This is a genomic window from Luteolibacter sp. Y139, from assembly GCF_038066715.1.
In the GTDB taxonomy this organism is placed as follows: domain Bacteria; phylum Verrucomicrobiota; class Verrucomicrobiia; order Verrucomicrobiales; family Akkermansiaceae; genus Haloferula; species Haloferula soli.
The window spans coordinates 403998-424605 of record NZ_JBBUKT010000004.1 but is presented as its reverse complement, the minus strand read 5'-3'; the positions used below and the strand labels follow the sequence as shown (position 1 = coordinate 424605).

21 protein-coding genes are annotated in these 20608 nt (G+C 61.4%); 4 read left to right on the top strand and 17 right to left on the bottom strand.

The window, feature by feature from the left end:
* Positions 1-67: 67 nt before the first annotated feature.
* The 3 genes from WKV53_RS28785 to WKV53_RS12880 all read right to left on the bottom strand — a co-directional run bounded on the left by WKV53_RS28785 (position 68) and on the right by WKV53_RS12880 (position 6206).
* A complete protein-coding gene (locus tag WKV53_RS28785; RefSeq protein WP_445974771.1) occupies positions 68-3673 on the bottom strand; it encodes a rhamnogalacturonan lyase in 3606 nt (1201 codons plus the stop codon).
* Positions 3674-3732: 59 nt separating this feature from the next.
* The gene (locus tag WKV53_RS12885) at positions 3733-4371 is read right to left on the bottom strand and encodes a DUF2625 family protein (RefSeq protein WP_341405009.1); all 639 of its coding nucleotides are present in this window, start codon (positions 4369-4371) and stop codon (positions 3733-3735) included.
* 71 nt (positions 4372-4442) lie between these two features.
* Positions 4443-6206, bottom strand: a complete 1764-nt coding sequence (locus WKV53_RS12880; RefSeq protein WP_341405008.1) for a sodium:solute symporter family transporter — start codon at positions 6204-6206, stop codon at positions 4443-4445.
* A gap of 256 nt (positions 6207-6462) precedes the next feature.
* Here WKV53_RS12880 and WKV53_RS12875 point away from each other — a divergent pair, with 256 nt between their 5' ends.
* Positions 6463-7104 carry a hypothetical protein gene (locus WKV53_RS12875; protein ID WP_341405007.1) on the top strand — a complete coding sequence of 214 codons (642 nt, stop codon included), beginning with the start codon at positions 6463-6465 and terminating at the stop codon, positions 7102-7104.
* A 430-nt stretch (positions 7105-7534) separates the two neighbouring features.
* The gene (locus WKV53_RS12870) at positions 7535-8422 is read left to right on the top strand and encodes an ADP-ribosylglycohydrolase family protein (protein WP_341405006.1); all 888 of its coding nucleotides are present in this window, start codon (positions 7535-7537) and stop codon (positions 8420-8422) included.
* Between the two features lie 11 nt (positions 8423-8433).
* Here WKV53_RS12870 and WKV53_RS12865 read toward each other — a convergent pair whose 3' ends face one another.
* From WKV53_RS12865 to WKV53_RS12815, 11 genes are all read right to left on the bottom strand, one after another.
* Positions 8434-9204, bottom strand: a complete 771-nt coding sequence (locus WKV53_RS12865; protein ID WP_341405005.1) for an SDR family oxidoreductase — start codon at positions 9202-9204, stop codon at positions 8434-8436.
* The gene (gene kduI / locus WKV53_RS12860) at positions 9201-10031 is read right to left on the bottom strand and encodes a 5-dehydro-4-deoxy-D-glucuronate isomerase (RefSeq protein WP_341405004.1); all 831 of its coding nucleotides are present in this window, start codon (positions 10029-10031) and stop codon (positions 9201-9203) included. Before kduI ends, WKV53_RS12865 begins: the two co-directional genes overlap by 4 nt.
* 141 nt (positions 10032-10172) lie before the next feature.
* Complete coding sequence (locus WKV53_RS12855) at positions 10173-10439, bottom strand: hypothetical protein (protein ID WP_341405003.1); 267 nt, start codon at positions 10437-10439, stop codon at positions 10173-10175.
* Positions 10440-10622: 183 nt separating this feature from the next.
* The gene (locus tag WKV53_RS12850) at positions 10623-11321 is read right to left on the bottom strand and encodes a prolipoprotein diacylglyceryl transferase (protein ID WP_341405002.1); all 699 of its coding nucleotides are present in this window, start codon (positions 11319-11321) and stop codon (positions 10623-10625) included.
* A 7-nt stretch (positions 11322-11328) separates the two neighbouring features.
* Entirely contained in the window at positions 11329-11664 is a 336-nt protein-coding gene (locus WKV53_RS12845) for a hypothetical protein (RefSeq protein WP_341405001.1), read from the bottom strand.
* On the bottom strand, positions 11661-12017 hold the full coding sequence (locus WKV53_RS12840; protein WP_341405000.1) for a hypothetical protein: 357 nt from the start codon (positions 12015-12017) through the stop codon (positions 11661-11663). Before WKV53_RS12840 ends, WKV53_RS12845 begins: the two co-directional genes overlap by 4 nt.
* A 24-nt stretch (positions 12018-12041) precedes the next feature.
* Positions 12042-12404 (bottom strand): hypothetical protein, encoded by a 363-nt coding sequence (locus WKV53_RS12835; protein ID WP_341404999.1) that lies wholly within the window; start codon positions 12402-12404, stop codon positions 12042-12044.
* Positions 12405-12437: 33 nt separating this feature from the next.
* Positions 12438-12749 carry a hypothetical protein gene (locus WKV53_RS12830; protein ID WP_341404998.1) on the bottom strand — a complete coding sequence of 104 codons (312 nt, stop codon included), beginning with the start codon at positions 12747-12749 and terminating at the stop codon, positions 12438-12440.
* A gap of 79 nt (positions 12750-12828) precedes the next feature.
* The gene (locus tag WKV53_RS12825; RefSeq protein ID WP_341404997.1) at positions 12829-13182 is read right to left on the bottom strand and encodes a hypothetical protein; all 354 of its coding nucleotides are present in this window, start codon (positions 13180-13182) and stop codon (positions 12829-12831) included.
* Entirely contained in the window at positions 13179-14531 is a 1353-nt protein-coding gene (locus WKV53_RS12820) for a radical SAM protein (RefSeq protein WP_341404996.1), read from the bottom strand. The genes WKV53_RS12825 and WKV53_RS12820 overlap by 4 nt, the downstream gene beginning before the upstream one ends.
* Before the next feature lie 9 nt (positions 14532-14540).
* Positions 14541-14873 carry a hypothetical protein gene (locus WKV53_RS12815; protein WP_341404995.1) on the bottom strand — a complete coding sequence of 111 codons (333 nt, stop codon included), beginning with the start codon at positions 14871-14873 and terminating at the stop codon, positions 14541-14543.
* 150 nt (positions 14874-15023) lie between these two features.
* Between WKV53_RS12815 and WKV53_RS12810 the strand changes: the two genes are divergently transcribed.
* On the top strand, positions 15024-16001 hold the full coding sequence (locus WKV53_RS12810; protein WP_341404994.1) for a thioredoxin family protein: 978 nt from the start codon (positions 15024-15026) through the stop codon (positions 15999-16001).
* A 327-nt stretch (positions 16002-16328) separates the two neighbouring features.
* A complete protein-coding gene (locus tag WKV53_RS12805; protein ID WP_341404993.1) occupies positions 16329-19064 on the top strand; it encodes a helicase-related protein in 2736 nt (911 codons plus the stop codon).
* A gap of 87 nt (positions 19065-19151) precedes the next feature.
* Here WKV53_RS12805 and WKV53_RS12800 read toward each other — a convergent pair whose 3' ends face one another.
* From WKV53_RS12800 to WKV53_RS12790, 3 genes are read right to left on the bottom strand one after another with little or no spacing between them, the layout of a single operon-like run.
* Positions 19152-19742 (bottom strand): hypothetical protein, encoded by a 591-nt coding sequence (locus tag WKV53_RS12800; protein WP_341404992.1) that lies wholly within the window; start codon positions 19740-19742, stop codon positions 19152-19154.
* A 1-nt stretch (position 19743) separates the two neighbouring features.
* The gene (locus tag WKV53_RS12795; RefSeq protein ID WP_341404991.1) at positions 19744-20433 is read right to left on the bottom strand and encodes a hypothetical protein; all 690 of its coding nucleotides are present in this window, start codon (positions 20431-20433) and stop codon (positions 19744-19746) included.
* A 29-nt stretch (positions 20434-20462) separates the two neighbouring features.
* Positions 20463-20588: a hypothetical protein gene (locus WKV53_RS12790; protein WP_341404990.1), complete on the bottom strand. Its 126-nt coding sequence runs from the start codon at positions 20586-20588 to the stop codon at positions 20463-20465.
* Positions 20589-20608 lie beyond the last annotated feature (20 nt).

Below are 20608 nucleotides of genomic sequence, written 5' to 3'. Positions count from 1 at the left end.
ACAAGCCTGCCTCAAAACCATCGTCCTCCGCCATGGTGATTCCCACGGAAATTTCCACACCGAAATCTCACTCGTCCTCACTCACGCGCAACCGCATGAACCGCTTCGCCCGCCCAACCGCTTCCAGCACATCCTGAACCACCACCAGCCCGGCCGCGTTCGCCGCGCCCGTGCTGCTCCAGATCGAAACCATCGCCCCCAGCGAATCCCCCGCCTCCACCGAGTAAGTCAGCGTCGGATCCGCAATCCGCTGGAAGCTCAAGCCCATCCGTCCCCCCGAAAGCTGCGCCTGCGGAAGCAGACTCAACGCAAACGCCTGCCCGGAAGTTCCGCCCAGCGCGTACTCCATCAGGTTCGACACCCCGTTCCCATCCGGATCCGCCAATGGCCCCGCCGAAGTCGGCGGCGCATTCACTCCGAAGCGCTGCGCCGCCCACATCTCGAAAGCCGACTGCGGCTCTGTTAGAATGAGATCAATGCGTCCCGCCTGCACCGCGAAGCTCGCCTCCAAACTCGATCCCACCGGCCCCGACCACGTCAGTTGCGGCGTCCCGCTCAAGCTCCCCGAATACTGCAACAAGGGATAAGTCCCCGCAACCAGCGTCGCTCCCAGCTCCTCCGCCACCACGGTCACCGGCCCCGACAACGTCACATTCCCCGCCACCGTCAGCCCGCGCGTCAATGCCGGCGTCACCGCAATCCCGAGCTTCGCATTCGCCGCCAACGTCAGCGTCCCTCCGAGCGATCCCGTCCCCGCAAGCGTCGCCCCACTCGAAACCGATACCGCGCTATTCGCCAGCGATCCATTCACCACCATCGATCCCACCTGCACCTGCGTCACCCCGGTGTAGCCATTCGCCCCGCCCATCACGAGCCGCCCATTGCCCGCCTTCGTGACAGCGGTGGTGCTATTCCCATTCGAAACCACACCATCGAAGACCGTGTCGTGATGATTGCCACCGATCGTATAGGTCACCGCCACATTGTTCCCGCCTCCGGAGGCACCCGAGAGCACCGCCCCCGCCTGCCCTGTCAACGACCCCAGCGCAAACGCCGACCCCGAGCGCGCATTCAAGCTGCGCGTCCCCAGATCGAAATCCGCCGCGGCAGAACCGCCTGAACCAAAGAACCGGAACGACCCACTGCCACCGAAACTGAACTTCCCCGCGAAACCCGTCAGCGCGCCCTCCAGGTCGAAGACACTCGTCGCCGCTAGCGTCAGCGTGCCACTCCCCGAGATCGCCTTCACCCCATGGCTCCCACCGGAGTTCCCTCCCGAAATCACCGCGTCGCTTTCCACCGCGATGCTATTCGGCACCGTCAGCGCCCCCGTCGCCAGCGTCCCACCACGTAGCGTAACGGTCCCCGTGCCCAGCGCATTCGCATTGCTCAGCGAAATCGTGCCCGCCTTCAGCAACGTCCCACCCGAGTAGCTGTTAGCCGTCGAAAGCGTGAGCGTCCCCGTCCCCCGCTTCTCCACCGTGCCCGTTCCCGCAAGCGACCCCGCTCCTGTTAGAGCGAGCGCATTAACATGATCCGCCACCACCGATCCCGGACTCAGCGCCGCACCAATCGTGATGATCCCCAGCGCCGACGTATCGTCAAATCGCACCGCATCTCCCGCAATGAACGGCACCTGCGACGCATCCGAAACCACCCTGAAATTCACCGCACTCGCATCCCAAGTCTGCGATACCGACCCCGTCCACACCACATCCCCCGGCAAGCGTGGCAGTGAGATCGACGCCGTCGTGATATTCGGCATCGGCGGCGTCGCCATGTCCTGCCCGACAAAGAAAGAAGGATACGGCGGCTGGTTGTAGCCCACGTTTTGCCACGCCAGCGCCACCCGATACTGGGGATCATGCAGAAACGTTCGCAGCCGCCGACTCGACGAACTCGTCGGAGTGAAAAGCAGCAGCGCCGAGCTATCGCTCTTCCGGCAGATCAACTCCTCCCGCCAATCGCCGAGGAAGTCACCGGACAAGCACGGATTCGCCTTCGTTCCATTGTTATCCGTCGCGCCATACTCCCACGCCTGCAGCACATTCGAGCGACCATAGGTCGTCGTGTTGATGTCCGAAATCACCGTCCCATCCAACGTCTCGCGCAACACATCCGCATCCCACCAGATGCCGAAGTTCTGGTGCATGTTCCCCGGCTTCGCGCCGAGGATCGCACCCGTCGTCGAGTAAATGTTCCCATCGCTGCTGTTCCACGACTCCGCCCCCGGCGAAGCCGGATCGATGTCCATGATCACCCCGCGTCCCGTATCCGCCGTCGCTGGCGTGGAATAGATGATTGCACCAGTGGCCGCATCACGAAACGAAGAGCCGCGGTTTCCACTGCTCCCCATGTCCTCATGGACCGCGAACACTTCCAGCCCCGGCCGGTTCGGATCGAAGTCGGAAACGTGCAGCGTGTCTCCATGCCCCAGCCCCGTCGAATACAGCCCGGTGCCATCGTCATTCACCGCCATCGAGCCATAAATGATCTCCTGCTTCCCATCGCCATCCACATCCGCCACGGACAGCTGGTGATTCCCCTGACCCGCATAGGCCGTCCCATTCGGAGCATCAAATTGCCAGCGCTTCGTCAGCTGCCGGTCCCGCCAATCCCACGCCGCAATATGCGTCTGCGTGTAGTAGCCGCGGCACATCAGCAGCGTCGGCCGCGAGCCATCGAGGTAGGCCACGCCCGCCAGGAAACGATCCACCCGGTTGCCATAGCTATCCCCCCAATCCGAAACCGTCCCGCGCCCCGGCGTGAAATTCGTCGTCGCAAGCGCCTTGCCTGTTAGACCGTCGAAGATCGTCAGATACTCCGGCCCGCTGAGCACATACCCACTGGAGTTCCGGTAGTCCACCGTCGCACTATCCCCGGCCAGCAGGATATTGTTCCCCAGCCCGTCGATGCTACCCGGCGCCGTCTTCATCGCCACCTCCGCACGACCGTCACTATCCAGATCATACGCGATGAACTGCGTGTAGTGAGCCCCCGCACGAATGTTCTTCCCCAGATTGATGCGCCACAGCCGCGTCCCATCTAGGCGAATGCCATCCAGATAAACCTCCCCCGTATAGCCACCCTGCGAATTGTCCTTCGAGTTCGAGGGGTCCCACTTCAGCACGATATCCAGATCCCCGTCGCCATCCAGATCCGCAGGCGCAGCGTCATTCGCCGAGTAAGTGTAGGCCTCCCCCGACGGCGTCGTCCCACCTGCAGGCGGATCCAGCGGAACGCTCAGATAAGGCTGCACCGCCACTCCAGCCGGCAAGGTGAAGGACTCCGATGGCGCCCCCATCACCCCATCCACCACCGGCCGCACGTAGTAGGAAATCGTGCTGCCAAAGGCACTGCTCCCCGGCGTGTCCCGATAATCCGTCGTGTTGCTGATCGGCGTCGTCGTCAGCTGAACCACCGCCGCGCCACCGATCGACCGGAAGACATGAAACGTCGTCGTATCCGGATCCAGCCCCAGGAACCGCCATCCCACATACGCCTGCGTCGAACTCGTCCGAATCGCCACCACCCCGCGATTCAGATTCTCCATGTGCATCTGCGCACACAGCGGCGACGCGATCGCGAGCAAGCCACAGCCAGCAAGCAAAGCGAGCCAACCGGATCTCACGCGCCGGACTTGGGTTTCAGCGGACATTCGACCAAGCATCATCGCCCGGAAACCGACCCCGCGCCATCACCCGAATGGAGGTGACGGGCTCAGCTCCTGCGTCATCCCAATTGCCGGGCCGCATCCATCTGAAATCCCCACGCTTCGGCCACAGGCACATCCTTGATCTCACCCGGAGGCAGCACGCACTCCGTAGTCCACAGCGGCGGCCAAAAGAACAAGCAACGATCCGGCCCCAACCCTGCGATGGCACTCTCGCAACCCGGCCAGATCATGTCGTCATAGAACCCTCGGAAATCGGAGCAGGCCCAGACCAGGAACTGGCTGTAGGTGCACTCCAGCTCCACCCAATCGAGGCTTCGCGGAGAAAAATAGAAGACCTCGCCCTTCCCGGGTCCCAGTGCTCCTCCATCCAGGGCGAAGAATCCTCCGAACGCATCGTCCGCCACCAAGTAGAACCCCGCTGTCCGTCCCTCATTCCATTCCGGCAAGCTGCGAGGAATGGCGGGGCAACCCGAACCGAGGATTCGCACCCAGCCATCCAGCACGCTGATCCCGCCCGTATGATAAACGATCGCACCCATCGGCGAACGGGTTGTCACTTGGCAGCGATACAGCGCGTCCGCAGCCGTCTCCGATGGCGGATGCATCACGCATCTCCCGGGGTGTGCTTCCACCGCCTCCCGGACGAAGGGCAAGGCGGAGTCCTGAATATCGACGAGCTCTTCGATGGATCGCATGGGCACTAGCTTGGGAAGGTCTAGGATGAGTGACCGCCGGCATCAACCATCCTTCTTCTGGCACCGTCCCCTTACTCTCGCCGCGCCACCTCCACCACCGTCCTTCCCGCCCTCCTCAACAACACCCCCACCACACAAAACGTCCCCCCCACGAACAAAAACGCCATCCGCCCGCCCAATGGATTCGGAATCGCCATCAGCATCAGGATAAACACCCCATACGCCAGACACATCGTCCCCAGCAGCCGATACACCGAAGTCTGCACCTCCCCCACCCCATGCTCGTCCACCGATGTCTCCAGCTTCTCAAAAAATCCCTCGATCCGCTCCCGCTCCTCCACCGGCGCCTGCTTGTAAAAGAGACTCGTGAAGAAGAACCACGCCGACCCCACCACCACCGTTCCCCCCATCGTCGTGATCCCCAGCTTTAGATACGTCTTCTCATCCCCGTTCAGCGGCTTCTCCCATCCCATCACCTGCTGGAACCACTCCGGCGTGCAGACCTTCCCAATCGCCCAAGTCGCCGCCCCCGCCACCAGCGCCGTGCTCCACGCCGACCAACCCGGCGTGCGCCGGTAGAACAGCCCGTAGATCAACGGCAACGCCAGCGGCATCAGGAAGTAGGCCGCGAGCTGGTTTACGAAGTCGAACAGGTTCGTGTCCCGGATCTTGTTAATGTAGAGCGCGAACAAAATGATCACCGCGCCAAAGACCAGCGTGCAAATCTTCCCCGCCACCAGCAGATGCTTCTCGGACGCATCGGGCCGCAGCACCGGCTTGTAAAAGCTCCGGATCGCAATCCCCACGTTCTTGTTCAGCCCCGCATCCATGCTCGTCACCGTCGCACCAAGCATCGCCGAAAGCAGCAAGCCTAACAGCCCCTGCGGCATCACATCCATCGCCACCGAGACAAAGGCCGCCTCATGCGGCTGCTTCAGGTTCGGAAACTCCGCCGCCAGATCCGGATGCAGGATTGTCGCCGCCATCGATGGAATGAACCAGATCAGCGGCCCCACCAGCATCCCAACCAATGGGATCAGCACCATCTTCCGCGCATCCGCATCGCTCCGCGTCATCAGGTACATCGTCGAGCGCTCGATGTTGTTCTCGTCGGAAAACTTCAGCCACAGCGTCCCCAGGCACCACAGCACGATCAACTGCGGCCTCGCCAATTCACCCCAATGGAAATGCGCGCTCGGCACCTTCTCCATCAATCCCCCCAGCCCCCCGATCTCCGGCCGCACCAGCACCATGATCGCCGTGCAGATCGTGATCGTCATGATCAGGAACGCCTGCACGAAGTCACTCGCCAGCACCGCCCACGAACCACCGGCGAAGGCCACCAGCGTCACCACCACGCCCAGCGCGATCAACATCACATTCATGTCCATCGCGAACACCGATGACATGAACACCCCGATCGCATTCAGCCCCAGCCCCGCGAAGAACAGCAGCAGCGGCAACTTGATCCACGTGTAGAACTGCTCGTTGAAAGGCCCGAACCGAATCCGCACCGCCTCCATCCACGTGATCACCCGCATCCGCCGGAACCGCACACACGTCCACCGCATCGCAAAGATCAGCGCCACGATCGTCGCGTAGAATACCAGCAGCACCAGCGTCCCCGTCTCATACACCTTCCCCGCCGCCCCCGTGAACGTCCACGCACTGAAGCTGAAGATCCACGCCGACGCCCCCGTCAACCACCACGGCATCGCCCCGCCCGCCCGGAAGTAGTCGGACGTGTTCTTGCTCATCTTCCGGAAACCCAGCCCGATCGCCAGCATGAAGACCAGGTACACCCCGATGATGAGGTAATCGAAAGTGGTGATCATCGTCGCGGGTTCATGGATCAGGAGAGGGTTCAGACTCCCGGAGAACGGACATCAAAACGCCAACCTCGCCCGGAACCCGCACTGGACCTTGGTTTCCATGGTTAGCACCCCGGCTCGGCGACGTCACGCTGCGCCTTCGCGGCTACCCGTCATTCTTTTTCCCCGGTTCAGTTATCGCTGGAATCATCGCCAGGATTGCAACGTAATCATAAGGCATCAGGCGATCCTATCCTCGCCTTAGCACTGCCCTACCGCCATGAACCGGCTTTTCCTGTTCGCCACGCTGATCGTCTCACAGATCCTCCCACTTGCCGCGGACTCCGGCGGCCCCTACCTCGCCGTGCCCGACGCGGCCGAATCCGAAAAAGGCCCCGTCTTTCAGATTCCTCGTGAAGAGAAGCCGCTGCGACACTTCCTGACCCACATGCCGGAGTTTCAGATCAATCAGAAGCTTCAGGAGCCCGAGAGCTACACATGGAAGCCCCTTGCCGGGTACTACGCTGCGCTGAGTTCATTGGGCCATGATCCCAGAGGCCAAGAACTACTCTGCATCCGCTACGTTTCCGACAAGAACATCGATCTGGGCCTCGTCTTTGCGGAAAGCATCCTGATTGTAACCAGGAAAAACGATCCCGGCCCAGAGCCCAAGCTATGCATTCCCGTTCTATACGCCACTGCCTTTCCGGGCCTACACTACGATTGGACTGCCAATGACCTGAAAAGCGAACGCTCTGGAAGCTTCAAGATAACCGGCTTCATCGGCGGCACCGGACACTTTCTAACAGAGATTTTCATCCGCTGGCAGGACGGGAAGTTCGTGAGATTCGAACCAAAGGCACCAGCAGAGCCAGATGCCGCTTCGTCTGAAGCCGATGATTCAAAGGATCCCTCCGAGTAATTCTCGAAGCAGTCGCAACGACATGAACTCTACTCCGCCTGCATCCGCCTCTCGACTCCCCTTGGAAACGGCACTTCGGCTTTACTGGAAGTACATGATTGGAGTCGCTGTGTTCCCTCCGGTCTTTTTCCTGGGGCTGAGTGTTTTCCATATGCCCGTGCCAGCGATAATGGCTCTCTTCTTCGTGGTGTCGGTCTTCGCAGTTTGGCCCTATTGGAGGAAAAGGGCGCCATTCACTTATTGGCTTGTTGCAATGGCAGTCTGGATGACCAGCACGACGTTGTCGGTGACACTCCTCGGAATTCTTGGGCTTATGGGAGTCAAGGTTGAAGGATGATTTCGGAATACCATCGCCACGCCACCTTATCCCGATATCGACCAAGAAGCTGCACCCATCCGTGATGCCGACCATTGCTGTAATATTCGTAACATGACTCCTACTGAGAGAGCCATCGAATCGATCCAAGGGCTTTCAGTGGGCGATGCCCTTGGGCAATGCTTCTTCAGCCTTCAGGCCGACCTTGAAGAGAGGGTCCTGCGAGGGGATTATCTGCCAGAAGCGCCATGGCACTACACCGACGACACGGAGATGTCTCTCTCGGTTCTGTCGATGTTGCTGAATCTCGGTCGCATCGACCAAGACGCCTTGGCGATGAGCTTTGCCCATGGCTACAGTTATGACCGGGCATATGGGCCAGCGATGCATCGGGCCCTCATGAGGATCCGCGAGGGAGAGCATTGGCGATCGGTGGCTTACTCGCTCTTCGAAGGCCAAGGCTCCTACGGAAATGGCGCTGCCATGAGAGCCGCGCCGATCGGGGCTTACTTTGCGGGTTCTGACGACTTGGTCCGGCACCATGCAGCACTGGCTGCAGAGGTGACCCACGCTCATCCCGAAGGAATCGCCGGTGCCATCGCAGTAGCCGTGGCGGCCAGTGTTGCGTGTGATTTGCGCGCCGCGGGAAGGCCTGCTTGCCACGAAGATTTCCTGAATCGGGTGGCAGAGCTTGTCCCGGAGAGCGAGGTTCGATCCCGGCTTTTCAAGGCGCGGGAAATGAGCTCTGTTGGGTCCATCCAGTTCCCCGTGTCTGTCCTTGGCGCGGGACACGAAATGTCCGCGCAGGACACCGTTCCATTTGCCTTGTGGTGCTGCGGCCAATCCCTGGGCGACTTCGAGAAAGCGATCCGGCTGGGTTTGCTTGGCGGCGTGGATCGGGACACGATCTGCGCCATCATCGGCGGCGTGGTCACTTGCTACACCGGATCAGCTGCCATCCCTGAGGAATGGATCAAGCGTAGGGAGCCACTGCCGGAATAGGGCGAAAGCCATCACCTCCCCATCCACCCGCCATCCACGACGAGGATCTCCCCGTTCACATAATCCGAAGCGGCACTGGCCAGGAAGATCACCGGACCCTTGAAGTCATCCGGCTCGCCCCACCGCCCCGCAGGTATGCGTGAAAGGATCGCCTGCTCCCGCGCCGGATCATTCCGCAGCGCCTCGGTATTATCCGTCGCAATGTAGCCCGGCGCGATTGCATTCACCTGCAAGCCCTTCGGCCCCCATTCATTCGCCAGCGCCTTCGTGAGCTGTCCGATGCCACCCTTCGACGCTGCATAGCCCGGGACATTGATCCCGCCCTGAAAGGTCAGCAGCGAAGCCGTGAAGATCACCTTCCCCGATCCGCGCTCGATCATCCTAGCCCCAATCTCGCGGCTCAGCAAAAACGGCGCATTCAGGTTCACGTCAATCACGTCGAACCACATCTCATCCGGATGCTCCGCCACCGGTGTCCGTTGGATCACCCCGGCGTTGTTCACGAGGATGTCCGGCACTCCCTGCTCCTCCAGCACCTTCGCCGCGAAAGCCTTCACCGCAGCCCGATCCGCGAAGTCGCATCGATACGCCGTGAACCTGCGACCATGCGCAGTCACCGCTTTCTCAATCTCACTGCCGCTTTCCTCCAGCGAAGCGCTCACCCCGATGATATCCGCCCCCGCCTCCGCAAGCCCCTCCGCCATCGCAAACCCGATGCCACGCTTGCATCCGGTCACGAGAGCCGTCTTCCCGGCCAGAGAGAATTTGGAGAACACGCTCATCGCAAATCCGAAATCGCGATCTTGTCCATGTCAGTGAACGCCTGGTTCTCCCCACCCATCGCCCACACAAATCGATACGCCGCCGTCCCGCAGCCGCAGTGAATCGACCACGCCGGCGAAAGCACCGCCTGCTTGTCATGCACCCACAGCGGCCGCGTCTCATCCGGCTCGCCCATCATGTGCAGCACCGCATGACCCGCCGGCACATCGAAGTAGCAATACACCTCACTCCTCCGCAGGTGCGTGTGAGCCGGCATCGTGTTCCAGATGCTCCCCGGCTTGAACTCCGTATACCCTAGCACCAGCTGGCAGCTCTTGATCCCGTTCTCATGGATGTACTGGCAGATCGTCCGCTCATTGCACTCCTCCTTGCTGCCCAGTTCCACGCGATTCGCATCCGCCGGCGTCGCCTTCGTCGTCGGGTAAGCCGCATGCGCCGGATAGCTGATCAAATAAAACTCCGCCGGCTCCCCCGCATCATCGCTGGCAAACGAAACCACCCGGCTCCCCCGCCCGATGTAGAGGCAGTCGCACTTCTCCAGCTCATACATCGTGCCGTCCACCGTCACGGAACCCTTGCCCGCAAAATTCATCACCCCGATCTCCCGCCGCTCGCAGAAATACTGCGCCCGTAGTTCTTCGCCCGCATCCAACTCCAGCGGCACAGCCCCCGGCACCGCCGACCCCACGATCGCCCGATCCAGATCCGTATAAACCAAAGTCAGCTTCCCGGGCTGGAACAACTCCTCCACCAGAAAAGCCTCGCGCAGCGAAGCAGTGTCGAGAGCGGCGGTTTCGTTCGGAGACGGGGCGTGGATGACTCGCATGGGATGAGAAAATTATGGAACCGCCAGAACGCCAGTGACGCCAAGCCGGAAGACCCGCCATTCAACGAATCCCCGCCCACCGGAAAACACCCTGTTTGCTATCCATGGAAAGCCATTGAAGCGAGCCGCAAACCGACCCGGTCAGCACGAGATCTTGATGCCACCTGGCCCGAGCAGAAAAAGCACAAGCAAGAAGATCAGCACTGGAACGAGAACGAAAACCTGAATCAACGAAAACTGCCAAGCGGCGGCCGAACGCTTCTCAATCCGAATCTCCCCGCTCGCGACCTGAAGCCGGGCCTCCAACATCCCAATCGCAACCGTGGATCCGACAGTCACGAGCAGCCACAAGGCGACCACACTCTTGCTCACACCCCTCAGAAGCACCGCCAATCCGATCGCGGCCACGATCGCCACACACGTTGGCATCAGCCAAAGCACGAAACGATAACAAGCGATCGCCGAATTGGACGGTGGACGGTCCGGAGGTCTCTCATAATCCGGCCGCTGCAACATCGCATTTCACCAAAGCGGACTAGCCGCCCAAGGTCACGAAAATTTGCGCTTCTTCCAAGCGAGAGGAGCTTCCTGTTAGCCAGGAAAACCCGCGTCCATTGCCTGCACCTCCTGAGCTATCCCGCGCCGCCTCCGATAAGCCACCCCCGCCGCAATCACTGTCGCCAGCGCAATCAACTGATACCCGGACAATCCGCCAAAAGGCTTCGGCGTCGCCCGCAGGAATTCATGACCGAAGCGGAAGAGCCCATACGCCATCAGATACAGATGAAAATGCTGCCCCGTCTGCCAGCGCCTCGCCTTCATCACCAGCAGTGCCACTAGCGCCAACACCTGAAACCCGATCTCCACCTCAACCGCCGGCCACCTCCCGAACGAACACTCGATCCCCAGACAACACCCCGCATACAGACAACCGATCCTCCCGAGAATCAGCGGCACCGGCAGCAGCAGCGCAAATCGATCCCCCGTCACCGCCCGATACCCCATCGACCGCTTCACGATCTCCACTCCCGCCCAACCTCCGGGCAGTGCCCCGATGATCGACTTCCCCGAAAGCCACAGCTGCCACCGCAGCGGATGATGGAAATGCATCCACCCCTCCGAGAGCAGGTAGGCGATCTTCGCCCCCGCAAACGCCCCCACCAATCCCCCGAAGTAAATCAAAGGCAGCCGCCCATCCGTCTTCGAAACCCGGAACCAATACACCGCTCCGATGACGATGCCGAGCAGCAGCATCAATGCGTAAACAGGAGAACCGGAAGGCGTGGGCATGCAGATTTCAGAATCCTGTCAGCAACAACCATATCGCCGCGAACGCCGCAAGGTTGGCCGGGACGAACATGAATTGGACCATCACAAAGGTCACCATCGACCCAACCGCCTCCCCCACCTGCGTCGGCCGCAGCTTGTACTCGAAAAAACCCAGCGCGAAGGCAAAGGCGATATTGAACAGCCACCAAGGCCACAGGAGAAGCTTCACCCACCACCCAAACTTGGGCGCCAGCCACATGCCCGCGACCGACGAAGTCACCACCACGCAGGTCGGCATCATCCACACCATCCGGCGATACCAGACAATGGCGCGGTTCGGCGGCGGAAGGTACGGGCTCATCATCGAATCGAGCGATAGTCAAAAGTCGCCGCACAAATGGCATAGACCAGAGCGAAAGTCATGACCGGCACAATGACAACGATCTGCAAGATCAGGTAGGTCGCCAGCGTCCAGCCACGCCCCGCCTCAGGGGATTCAGGCGAAACCCTGCGCTGATGGCAACTCAAGCGTGCATCGAGATGGCCCAGCGAATTCAGCACGAACAAACCGCCTCCCACAGCCGCACTCGCACCAATCCCCCCTCCGATCACAAGTCCCAGCGCGATCAACACGGGAACAACCAGCGACGGCAATAGCCACACGATGAAGCGATACCAACCAATGGCGCGGTTCGGTGGCGGAAGGTTCTCATTCATCGGCGAGCGAACTCTCCCATCCCATCAAAAGCCTCCCATCAGACAATATCCGAACGCGATCACACAGCTCATGAGCGGCACCACGATGAACTGCAGCGACACGAATTTCACAACCTTGGCCGACTCGGACTGAGCCGCCCGTCCCGGCCTTGGTGAACGCTCCAGCTTCGCCTCGAAGAACCCGATGCCCGTCGCGGCGGCGATATTGAAGACAAACCAGACCAGGACGAGAAGATCACCGCCCCTGAACCTCGTTACGTTTGCCAACCACCCCAACCCAATGGCGCTCGTGATCGCCACACACGTCGGCATCATCCACAGCACGAAGCGATACCAGCCGATTGCGCGATTGGGCGGTGGGCCTCCGTCATACGGTGGTTGCGACATGGCTTCTGATTTCAGGGTGGAATTTCCGGATCATCACCTCACCAAATGAAAAACCAAGCCCGCAAACACCATATAGAGGAACAGCAACCCGGGGATAACAAAGACCTGTGCCACCACAAAGTTGAACGTCTCTACGGCAAGATTCGCACGCGGCGCATCCAACTTCACCTTCCGCTGCTGACAACGCAACCGTGCATCGAGACTCCCGATGGCGATCGCCGAAACCAAGGTCACCAGGATGCAGGCGAGCATACCATAGTCGAGCATACCCTGCCGCAACACCGACCCCGATCCAAGCAGACTCAGTCCAAACCCTGTCGTGGCGAAGATGACCGTCGGCATCATCCACAGGATGAATCGATACCACCTGACCGCTAGGTTCGGTGGAGAAAAGCCTGGGTCCATCGCGGTCCGGGAAAAGCTTTCAAACGTGAAGCCCCGTCACCGCACAGAATGCGAACGCAATTGCACACCACACGAGCGGGACGACCAGTAGCTGCAGCAAGATAAAGCGCGCCATCTTCATGGGAATCTGCGCCTCCGAATCACCCGGCGGAATCTCCCGCTGCTGGCACTGCAAAAGCGCATCATAGTGTGCGAGGTAGCCCAACGCTCCGATAGCGACGACCAACAAAATCGGCACCAGAAACGGAATCGCGACGGAAAACATGAAAACGGGACCAATCACCAGAAAGGGAAGAACGCACGAAGGCATCATCCACACGATGAATCTCTGCCAGCCGATATTGCGGCCCGATTGTTTCAGCGGCTCATTCATGACGCATCCGGAAACCCGGAATAATACCTGCAGAAAGAATCCAGCTTCCCATCCGGCCGGATCACATGCGTGCAGCAGCGATCGATCCGATCCTGATCCCACGTCCACGCATCCATGAAGGGCTTGATGAAAAGCCGGAACGCATCCCGCTCCTTCATCTCGAACCGATGAAGGATCTCTCCCAGCTCCGTATTCTCACACCCGCACTGGATCAGATCGGACAGTTCATACCGCACCTTGTCCCGCAGGAAGCCCTGCACACTCGCGAAGTCGATGAACTCGGAAATGCTCCGCACCCCGATCGGCGTCCGCAGCAGATACCCGATCGTCGCACAATTCGGATCCCCGCACGGCAGCGGCGTGAAGTCCTCATACTTCAGCCTCCCTCCCGACTGCTCCACCGCGCCAATGATAATGTCCGCCGTATTCAGCCGCTCGCCACCAATACCCGGTCGCCTGCCGGAGAGAAACATCGGCTGGAAGGAAACCCCGCGACAACACGAGTAGCGCAGCCCTTCCCCGATCGTATCCCACAGATGCGCCACATTCTCCGGCGTCACCGTCATCGCCAGCGTGAAGGGGATGCCCTCCCGCTCGCAGCGATCCATCACCGCGCGCTTCATCTCGCGGAAATCACCACCACGCAGCTCCCGTTGCCCCGCCTCCTGCGGACCATCGTATTGCAGATACAGCTGGAAATACCCCCGCCGCGCCCGCGTCCCCAGCTCCGTCAGAAACCCATCCTCCTTCCCGATCCTCACCCCATTGGTATTCACCAGGCAGTAGTCGATTCCCGGCTCCGCATGAATCCAATCGACCAGCTCGAAAAATTCCGGATGCAGCGTCGGCTCCCCACCGGAGAGCTGCAGAATCTCCATCTTCCCCTTCCGCTCGATCACCCCGCGAATCCGCCCTTGCAGCGACTCCAGCGAGTGCGCCTTCAGCCGGTCACCCGCCGCTCCCACCGGCGAATCCGCGAAACAAGTCGGACACGCCAGATTGCATGAGTCCACGATCTCGATCAGCGCCAGACACGTCGATAGCACCTCCACCGCCGGATCCGTGGCTCCCGCATTCCGCCCGAGCGTCCCATCCCGCCCGGCCGGATCAGCCGAGCACGCACACCCCGGCCCGCATGCATTCGCCGGATCACCCTTCGCCAGCCAGTAGAAGCGCGCATCGCTGGAGATGCACGCCGTGTGCTCGCCGTGATCCGGACACTCCCGCGTCAGATACACCATCGCTGGCGTCCCCGCCGTCTTCCACACCTCCGCCGGAGCCGGCTTCTGGCACTCCGGACAACGCGAGGTCGTCTGCTTCAGGATCTCTTTGAAAACGCGCGGCCGCATGGGTCAAGGTCAGCGATACGGGATCAAACAGCAGCCGAACCACACCGCCAGGCACAGGACAATCTGCCCGAGAATGTAGCCGATCGTCGTCAAAACCAGCGACCGCCCGCTGTAGCGGACACCCCAGGCCCGCACGAAGAGCACCGAGGTCACCAGGATCGCCACCAGCCCCACCGGCAGCATTACCAGGAATTCCGTCCCGTAGCTCGAGCTGTGCGCCGCCGCATTGCGCGCGATCAGGCTCCCGAAGCACATGATCGCCGGCGGCAGCAGCAGCGCCAGCCACAGCTTCTCCTTTGGAATTTCCGGTGGCGGGGTGGGGACTTCCGGTGCTTCTTCCATCGGTCGCAGATTCTCCGGATTCCTCACTAAGCCGTCCAGCCCGTCCTGTCGTTCTTTTCACCGCACTTTCCGTGAAATTCATGGAAAAAGCGTGCGTCCTGCATCGCTCTGGGCTCGTCTCCCGGAGACTCACCCGTCCCACGATACCTCATGAAAACCAAATACATCCTCGCGGCCGCCTGTGCCGCCCTCGCCAGCTTCTCCCCCGCCTTCGCCGGCGGTGAAGGCTGGACCCCCGATTTCGCCGCCGCCAAAAAGCAGGCCGCCGCTGAAAAGAAGGACCTCCTCATGGACTTCACCGGCTCCGACTGGTGCGGCTGGTGCATCAAGCTCAATGACGAGGTCTTCAAGCACGATGAGTTCAAGGCCGGCGTGAAGGACAAGTTCGTCCTCGTCGAACTCGACTACCCTCAGGACAAGTCCAAGCTCTCCGAGGAAACCCAGAAGCAGAATGAAGAGCTTCAGGGCAAGTATTCCATCCAAGGCTACCCCACCATCCTGCTCTGCGATCCCGAGGGCAAGCCCTTCGCCAAGACCGGCTATCAGGAAGGCGGACCCGAAAAATACGTCGCCCATCTCGATGAGCTGCGCGCGAAGAAAGTCACCCGCGACAAGTCCTTCGCCGATGCCGAAAAGGCCGAAGGCCCCGCCAAGGCCAAGGCCCTGGTCGCCGCACTCGACGCCATGGAGCTCGAGGACGAAATGGTCGCCGCCTTCTACCCGACCGTCGTCGATCAGATCAAATCCTCCGACCCGAAGGACGAGACCGGCTTCGGCAAGAAGCTCGCCGCCAAGCAGAAGTTCGCCGCCTTCGAGGAAGAGCTGAATGGCTTTGCCGCCAAGAAAGATCACGAGGGCGCCCTTGCCTTCGTTGAAAAGTCCGCCGGCGAGTTCGAGGGCGACCAAAAGCAGCAGATCGTCGCCACCAAGGCCATGATCTACGCCCAGATGGGCAAGTTCGACGAAGCGATCAAGGCCATCGACGAAGCCAAGGCGGTCGCTCCCGACAGCGAAATGGCCGGCCAATTCGACGGCTTCAAGAAGCAGCTCGAAATGGCCAAGGAGAAGAAGGCCAAGGGCGGCGACAAGGAAGAGGAAGACGACGAAAAAGAAGAGGCAGACCAATAAGCCTCGCCTGTCACTCCATCGATATTTCCCAAAGCCGTCCGGACTCGCTCCGGGCGGCTTTTTTCTTTGGCAGGGATGGCTCTCCGAGCCGTCAGGCTTCTGGCGGATGTGCCAGCCCGCGGGATACAGTCCAAAGTGTAACCCATGTCCCCGCACGTCTGTTACCCATCTACCCGGTCTACACACGGAGAACGGTTCCCAGCCCGTTCCCCCCCATCCGCCAAGACCACAACCAAGCCGCCTACGGGGTTTCCCCCGCCTGCATTTCCCGTTCCCCGTGCTTGCCGAGTCGCGCTGCACGCGTAGGGTGCGCGCCCCTTTTCACGAATGCCTGCCACCTCTACCTGGAAACGCGGCCAACGATGGGTCAGCGATAGCGAACCCGAACTCGGCCTCGGCATCATCCTCGACGGCTCCCACGGACGCGTCGAAATCGTCTTCCCCGCCGCAGGCGAGCAGCGCTGCTACGCCATCGATACCGCGCCGCTACGCCGCGTGAAGTTCCAGCCCGGTGACCGCATCACCACTCACGAAGGTGTCGAGACCACCGTCGACCAGGTCCGCGAGGAATTCGGCCTCCGCATTTATCAAACCCCGTCCGGCGAGGTCACCGAAGCCCAGCTCGCTGACTCCATGTGCTTCAGCAAGCCGGACGAGCGCCTCTTCGGTGGCAAGCTCGATGACCCCGGCGAGTTCGACCTCCGCGGCGAAGCCCTCCGCCGTCGCGCCGAGATGCGTCGCTCTCCCGCCCGCGGCCTCGCCGGCGCACGCGTCGATCTCATCCCGCACCAGCTCTTCATCGCCGATGAGGTGGCGAATCGCCTCCAGCCCCGCGTCCTCCTCGCCGATGAAGTCGGCCTCGGCAAGACCATCGAGGCCTGCCTCATCCTTCATCGCCTGCTAATCACCGGCCGCGCCTCCCGCGTGCTCATCCTCGTTCCCGAGCCGCTGGTTCACCAGTGGTTCGTCGAGCTCCTGCGTCGCTTCAATCTGACCTTCGATCTCTTCGATGAAGAGCGCTGCATCGCCATTGAGGAAGGCGATCCGGAGACCAATCCTTTCCTCGATAGCCAGCTCGTCCTCGCTCCTCTCGACTTCCTTGCGGACGACGAAGCCCGCGCCACCCAAGCCCGCGAAGCTGGCTGGGACGTGCTCGTCGTCGATGAAGCGCATCACCTCGACTGGACACCCGAGGAAGCCGGCGCGAACTACGAGGTCGTTCGTACTTTGGCCGCCCGGACCGAGGGTCTGCTCCTCCTCACCGCCACCCCGCAGCAGCTCGGACCCGAGGGCCACTTCGCGCGCCTCCAGCTGCTCGATCCCGGCCGCTACCGCGACCTCCGCCAGTATCGCGAGGAGACCCGTCAATACGAGGAAGTCGCCGATCTGGTCGACACCCTCACAAAAGGCGGCGAAGCCAGTGAGCGCCTTGGTGCCCTCACCGCAGGACGCCCGCGCCTCCTGAAAGCCGCCGCCGATTTCCTCCTGGAGAAGGAAGGCTCACGCGAGCGCCTCATCCAGGATCTTCTCGACGGCTGCGGCATTGGCCGGGTCATGTTCCGGAATACCCGCGCCCGCCTAGGCGGCTTCCCGGAGCGCCTTCCCCTCCTCGCCGCACTCAAGGGCGACGACGAAATGGCTACCAAGGTCGCTTGGCTCACCTCGCTGTTAGAAAAGCTCCCGGCCGAGGAGAAGGTCCTCGTCATCGCCAAGACCCGCGAACTCGCTGAGCAAATCATCGAGTCCCTTCGCGATACCACCGGCTCCGTCGCCGCGCTCTTCCACGAAGACCTCACGCTCATCCAGCGCGACCGGAATGCTGCCTTCTTCGCCGACGAAGATGGTGCCCGCGTCCTCGTCTGCTCCGAGATCGGCAGTGAAGGCCGGAACTTCCAGTTCGCCCGCCACCTCGTCCTCTTCGATCTCCCGGACAATGTCGATCTGTTGGAGCAACGCATCGGCCGCCTCGATCGCATCGGCCAGCGCGGAACCATCAATATTCACGTCCCCTACCTGAAGGGCACCGCCGAAGAAACCCGAGTCCGCTGGATTCACGAAGGCCTCGATGCCTTCCGCTCCAGCCCGCAGGGCGCCGCCGAGATCCAACGCGAACTCGCCGACTCTCTCGACGAGGCCTTGGCAAACCCGAAGAAGCTGAAGCCCCTCCTCACCGAGACCGAAGCCTGCCGCGCCCGCATCTCCGAACGCCTGGCCCGCGGCCAGGACCGCCTGTTAGAACACTCTTCCCACCGTCCTGAACAAGCGGCGAAAGCCATCGCCACCATCAAGTCATGGGACGATGACGCGGAGTTCGAGGACTTCCTCCTCCGCCTCTTCGAGCACTGCGGACTCCACATCGAGGAGCTCAGCCGCCGCCGCTACTTCCTCCTCCCCGGCAATCTCAAGTCGGACGCCTTCCCCGCCCTGCCGAACGAAGGCATCACCGTCACGCTCGATCGCCAGCGCGCCCTCGAGCGCGAACAGGAAGCCTTCCTCACCTGGGATCATCCCATGACCCGCGCCGCCCTCGACCTCCTGTTAGGCTCGGAAGCCGGCAATGCCTCCTTCGGCATTTGGGAATCCCCCTCGGAAAAGCGCATGCTCTTGGAAGCACAGGTCGTCGTCGAATGCGTCGCCCCCGCCCGCCTTCACGTCGAGCGCTTCCTGCCCCCCGTCCCGCTCCGCATCGCCGTCGATCACACCGGCGGCGACCAGACCGGCGATGCCGCCCTCGCCTCCGCCAAGCTCCGCCGCGGCGACCCCGCTAGCCTCCTGCGGAATGAAGCCGTGAAGCGCAAGGTCCTCCCCACCATGCTCGAGCGCGTCCGCGACCTCGGCACCGAAGCCAGCAGGGCAGTCATCGAGTCCGCCCTGCAAACCATGCACGCCCAACTCGACAGCGAGATCTCCCGCCTCAAGGACCTCGCCGCCATGAACGACCACGTCCGCCCCCAAGAGGTCGACGCACTCGTCGCCCGCGAACAAGAACTCGCCGCCGCCATCAAGTCCGCCCGCGTCCGCATCGACGCCGTCCGCCTCGTCTGGAAAGCCCCCGCCGTCTAACACACTGGCAGCGCCGGTCTTCAGGCTGGCAGGAATGGTCTCCACAGGCGGCATAAACTCCGTGCCCGCAGGGGACCATCACGCTCCTTATCCCTCCCCTCGCAAGCCACGCCGCCAAAGCTGGGCCTCCACATAGCACCCGGCCCAGCCATCACGCTCCTCGTGCGCACGGATCATCCTGTCGATCCCCAGCCTTGAATACTCCTCCCGCAGCTCCGCGAGCGTGAAGAGCCGCCCCCAAAAACTCTCACGACTCCAATCCGTCGGCGGCTGGTAAAAGAGTGCCGGAGCATCGGCCCCATAGACCGTGACCAGATGAGCGTGGTCAGGATACATGAAGGTAAGCTCCTTCTCTGAAAATCCTGACACCTCCATCTCGATCTTCCGCCCCTCCCGGAACATCGTCAGCGTCTTGTCGAAGCTTCCCAGAACCGCGAAGTAAGGCCGCCCTTCAGGAACACAACCGAACTTCTCGGAATACGCCCGGATCAGGAGATCATCCGCTTCCCGCCGCCATGCGAGAAAGTCAGGCCCCATCGCGAAGCGATTGAAAGCAGTCGTCGCGTTCTCTTCCTCGCTGACAAGCTTCCTCGCATCCTCCTCGCTGAGGTCGCAGATATTCCGGAATGGTCCGCGGTCCGCCTCGAAATAGTGCGTGATGTATTCAGGCAGGCCCATGCTAGTTCTGATACCCCACATAAAGCCACGCCCGCTGCTGCTCCTCGCTCACCGCCATCGTGATCCACTCCACGCTTTGGTCCTCGGGCCCGTCGATGAATCTTCTGAAATAGCCTCTCGTTCCCTCCGGCACCACCATGTCGCCACCAAGACCGCGATTGGAGAAAAACGGATCTTTCCCCAAGGATCTCCTAAGGTCGACTTCCTTGTCTTCCTGAAGCCCCAGCGACGACGCGATTCGCTCCGCATCGGCGGACGTCACGTGGAAAGAAAGCAGCCAGCGCCTGGCGAGGAAGGAATCGAAACCCGCCACTTGCACGTCGGACACAATTCCCTCCGCCGCAGGCACCACTCTCTTCAAACGAACCTGTGGAATGCCATCGTAAACGCCGGTCCCGATTCCCAGCGCTAGCAACACCGCCCCGCTGATGAGAATCGCCTTCCCGCTAAGCAATCGCGGCCAATAGCCCCGGCGCTGGAGAAAGGAAGCGACGGAAGAAGCGACGATCGCGAAAGTCAGCAGCACGACTGCTATCACACCTGCCATAAGTGCGATCCAAGGCGCGCTGATTCCCCGGAACTCAGGCGTGGACAACGACAGCCAAAAGAGCGAGGCGATTCCCGCCCATGCCATCCCGCATCCACCAAAAATGGCCGCGGTCAGGTTCGGGCGCGAAGCTTCGTCGGTCATGACCTGTCGATCGATCCTCTAACGAGGCTTCACTCCATCTTCTCTAGCTCCTGCCCGGCATCGATCTGCAACCTCTCCTCCGCATTCGGCTCCACCGTCCTCACACACGAAGCAAACGGCAGCATCGCCAGACCAATCAGTAGCACACGAAACATACATCATCCTTCCAAGCCCT

Bases quoted from the DNA above. Each gene is read 5' to 3' on its own strand.
- WKV53_RS12880 (WP_341405008.1), bottom strand. From the start codon at position 6,206: ATGATCACCACTTTCGATTACCTCATCATCGGGGTGTACCTGGTCTTC.
- WKV53_RS12795 (WP_341404991.1), bottom strand. From the start codon at position 20,433: ATGACCGACGAAGCTTCGCGCCCGAACCTGACCGCGGCCATTTTTGGT.
- WKV53_RS12850 (WP_341405002.1), bottom strand. From the start codon at position 11,321: ATGCCCACGCCTTCCGGTTCTCCTGTTTACGCATTGATGCTGCTGCTC.
- WKV53_RS12820 (WP_341404996.1), bottom strand. From the start codon at position 14,531: ATGCGGCCGCGCGTTTTCAAAGAGATCCTGAAGCAGACGACCTCGCGT.
- WKV53_RS12865 (WP_341405005.1), bottom strand. From the start codon at position 9,204: ATGAGCGTGTTCTCCAAATTCTCTCTGGCCGGGAAGACGGCTCTCGTG.
- WKV53_RS12790 (WP_341404990.1), bottom strand. From the start codon at position 20,588: ATGTTTCGTGTGCTACTGATTGGTCTGGCGATGCTGCCGTTTGCTTCG.
- WKV53_RS12875 (WP_341405007.1), top strand. From the start codon at position 6,463: ATGAACCGGCTTTTCCTGTTCGCCACGCTGATCGTCTCACAGATCCTC.
- WKV53_RS12805 (WP_341404993.1), top strand. From the start codon at position 16,329: ATGCCTGCCACCTCTACCTGGAAACGCGGCCAACGATGGGTCAGCGAT.
- WKV53_RS28785 (WP_445974771.1), bottom strand. From the start codon at position 3,673: ATGATGCTTGGTCGAATGTCCGCTGAAACCCAAGTCCGGCGCGTGAGA.
- WKV53_RS12835 (WP_341404999.1), bottom strand. From the start codon at position 12,404: ATGTCGCAACCACCGTATGACGGAGGCCCACCGCCCAATCGCGCAATC.
- WKV53_RS12810 (WP_341404994.1), top strand. From the start codon at position 15,024: ATGAAAACCAAATACATCCTCGCGGCCGCCTGTGCCGCCCTCGCCAGC.
- WKV53_RS12825 (WP_341404997.1), bottom strand. From the start codon at position 13,182: ATGAATGAGCCGCTGAAACAATCGGGCCGCAATATCGGCTGGCAGAGA.
- WKV53_RS12800 (WP_341404992.1), bottom strand. From the start codon at position 19,742: ATGGGCCTGCCTGAATACATCACGCACTATTTCGAGGCGGACCGCGGA.
- WKV53_RS12840 (WP_341405000.1), bottom strand. From the start codon at position 12,017: ATGAATGAGAACCTTCCGCCACCGAACCGCGCCATTGGTTGGTATCGC.
- WKV53_RS12870 (WP_341405006.1), top strand. From the start codon at position 7,535: ATGACTCCTACTGAGAGAGCCATCGAATCGATCCAAGGGCTTTCAGTG.
- WKV53_RS12830 (WP_341404998.1), bottom strand. From the start codon at position 12,749: ATGATGCCGACGGTCATCTTCGCCACGACAGGGTTTGGACTGAGTCTG.
- WKV53_RS12815 (WP_341404995.1), bottom strand. From the start codon at position 14,873: ATGGAAGAAGCACCGGAAGTCCCCACCCCGCCACCGGAAATTCCAAAG.
- WKV53_RS12885 (WP_341405009.1), bottom strand. From the start codon at position 4,371: ATGCGATCCATCGAAGAGCTCGTCGATATTCAGGACTCCGCCTTGCCC.
- WKV53_RS12845 (WP_341405001.1), bottom strand. From the start codon at position 11,664: ATGATGAGCCCGTACCTTCCGCCGCCGAACCGCGCCATTGTCTGGTAT.
- kduI (WP_341405004.1), bottom strand. From the start codon at position 10,031: ATGCGAGTCATCCACGCCCCGTCTCCGAACGAAACCGCCGCTCTCGAC.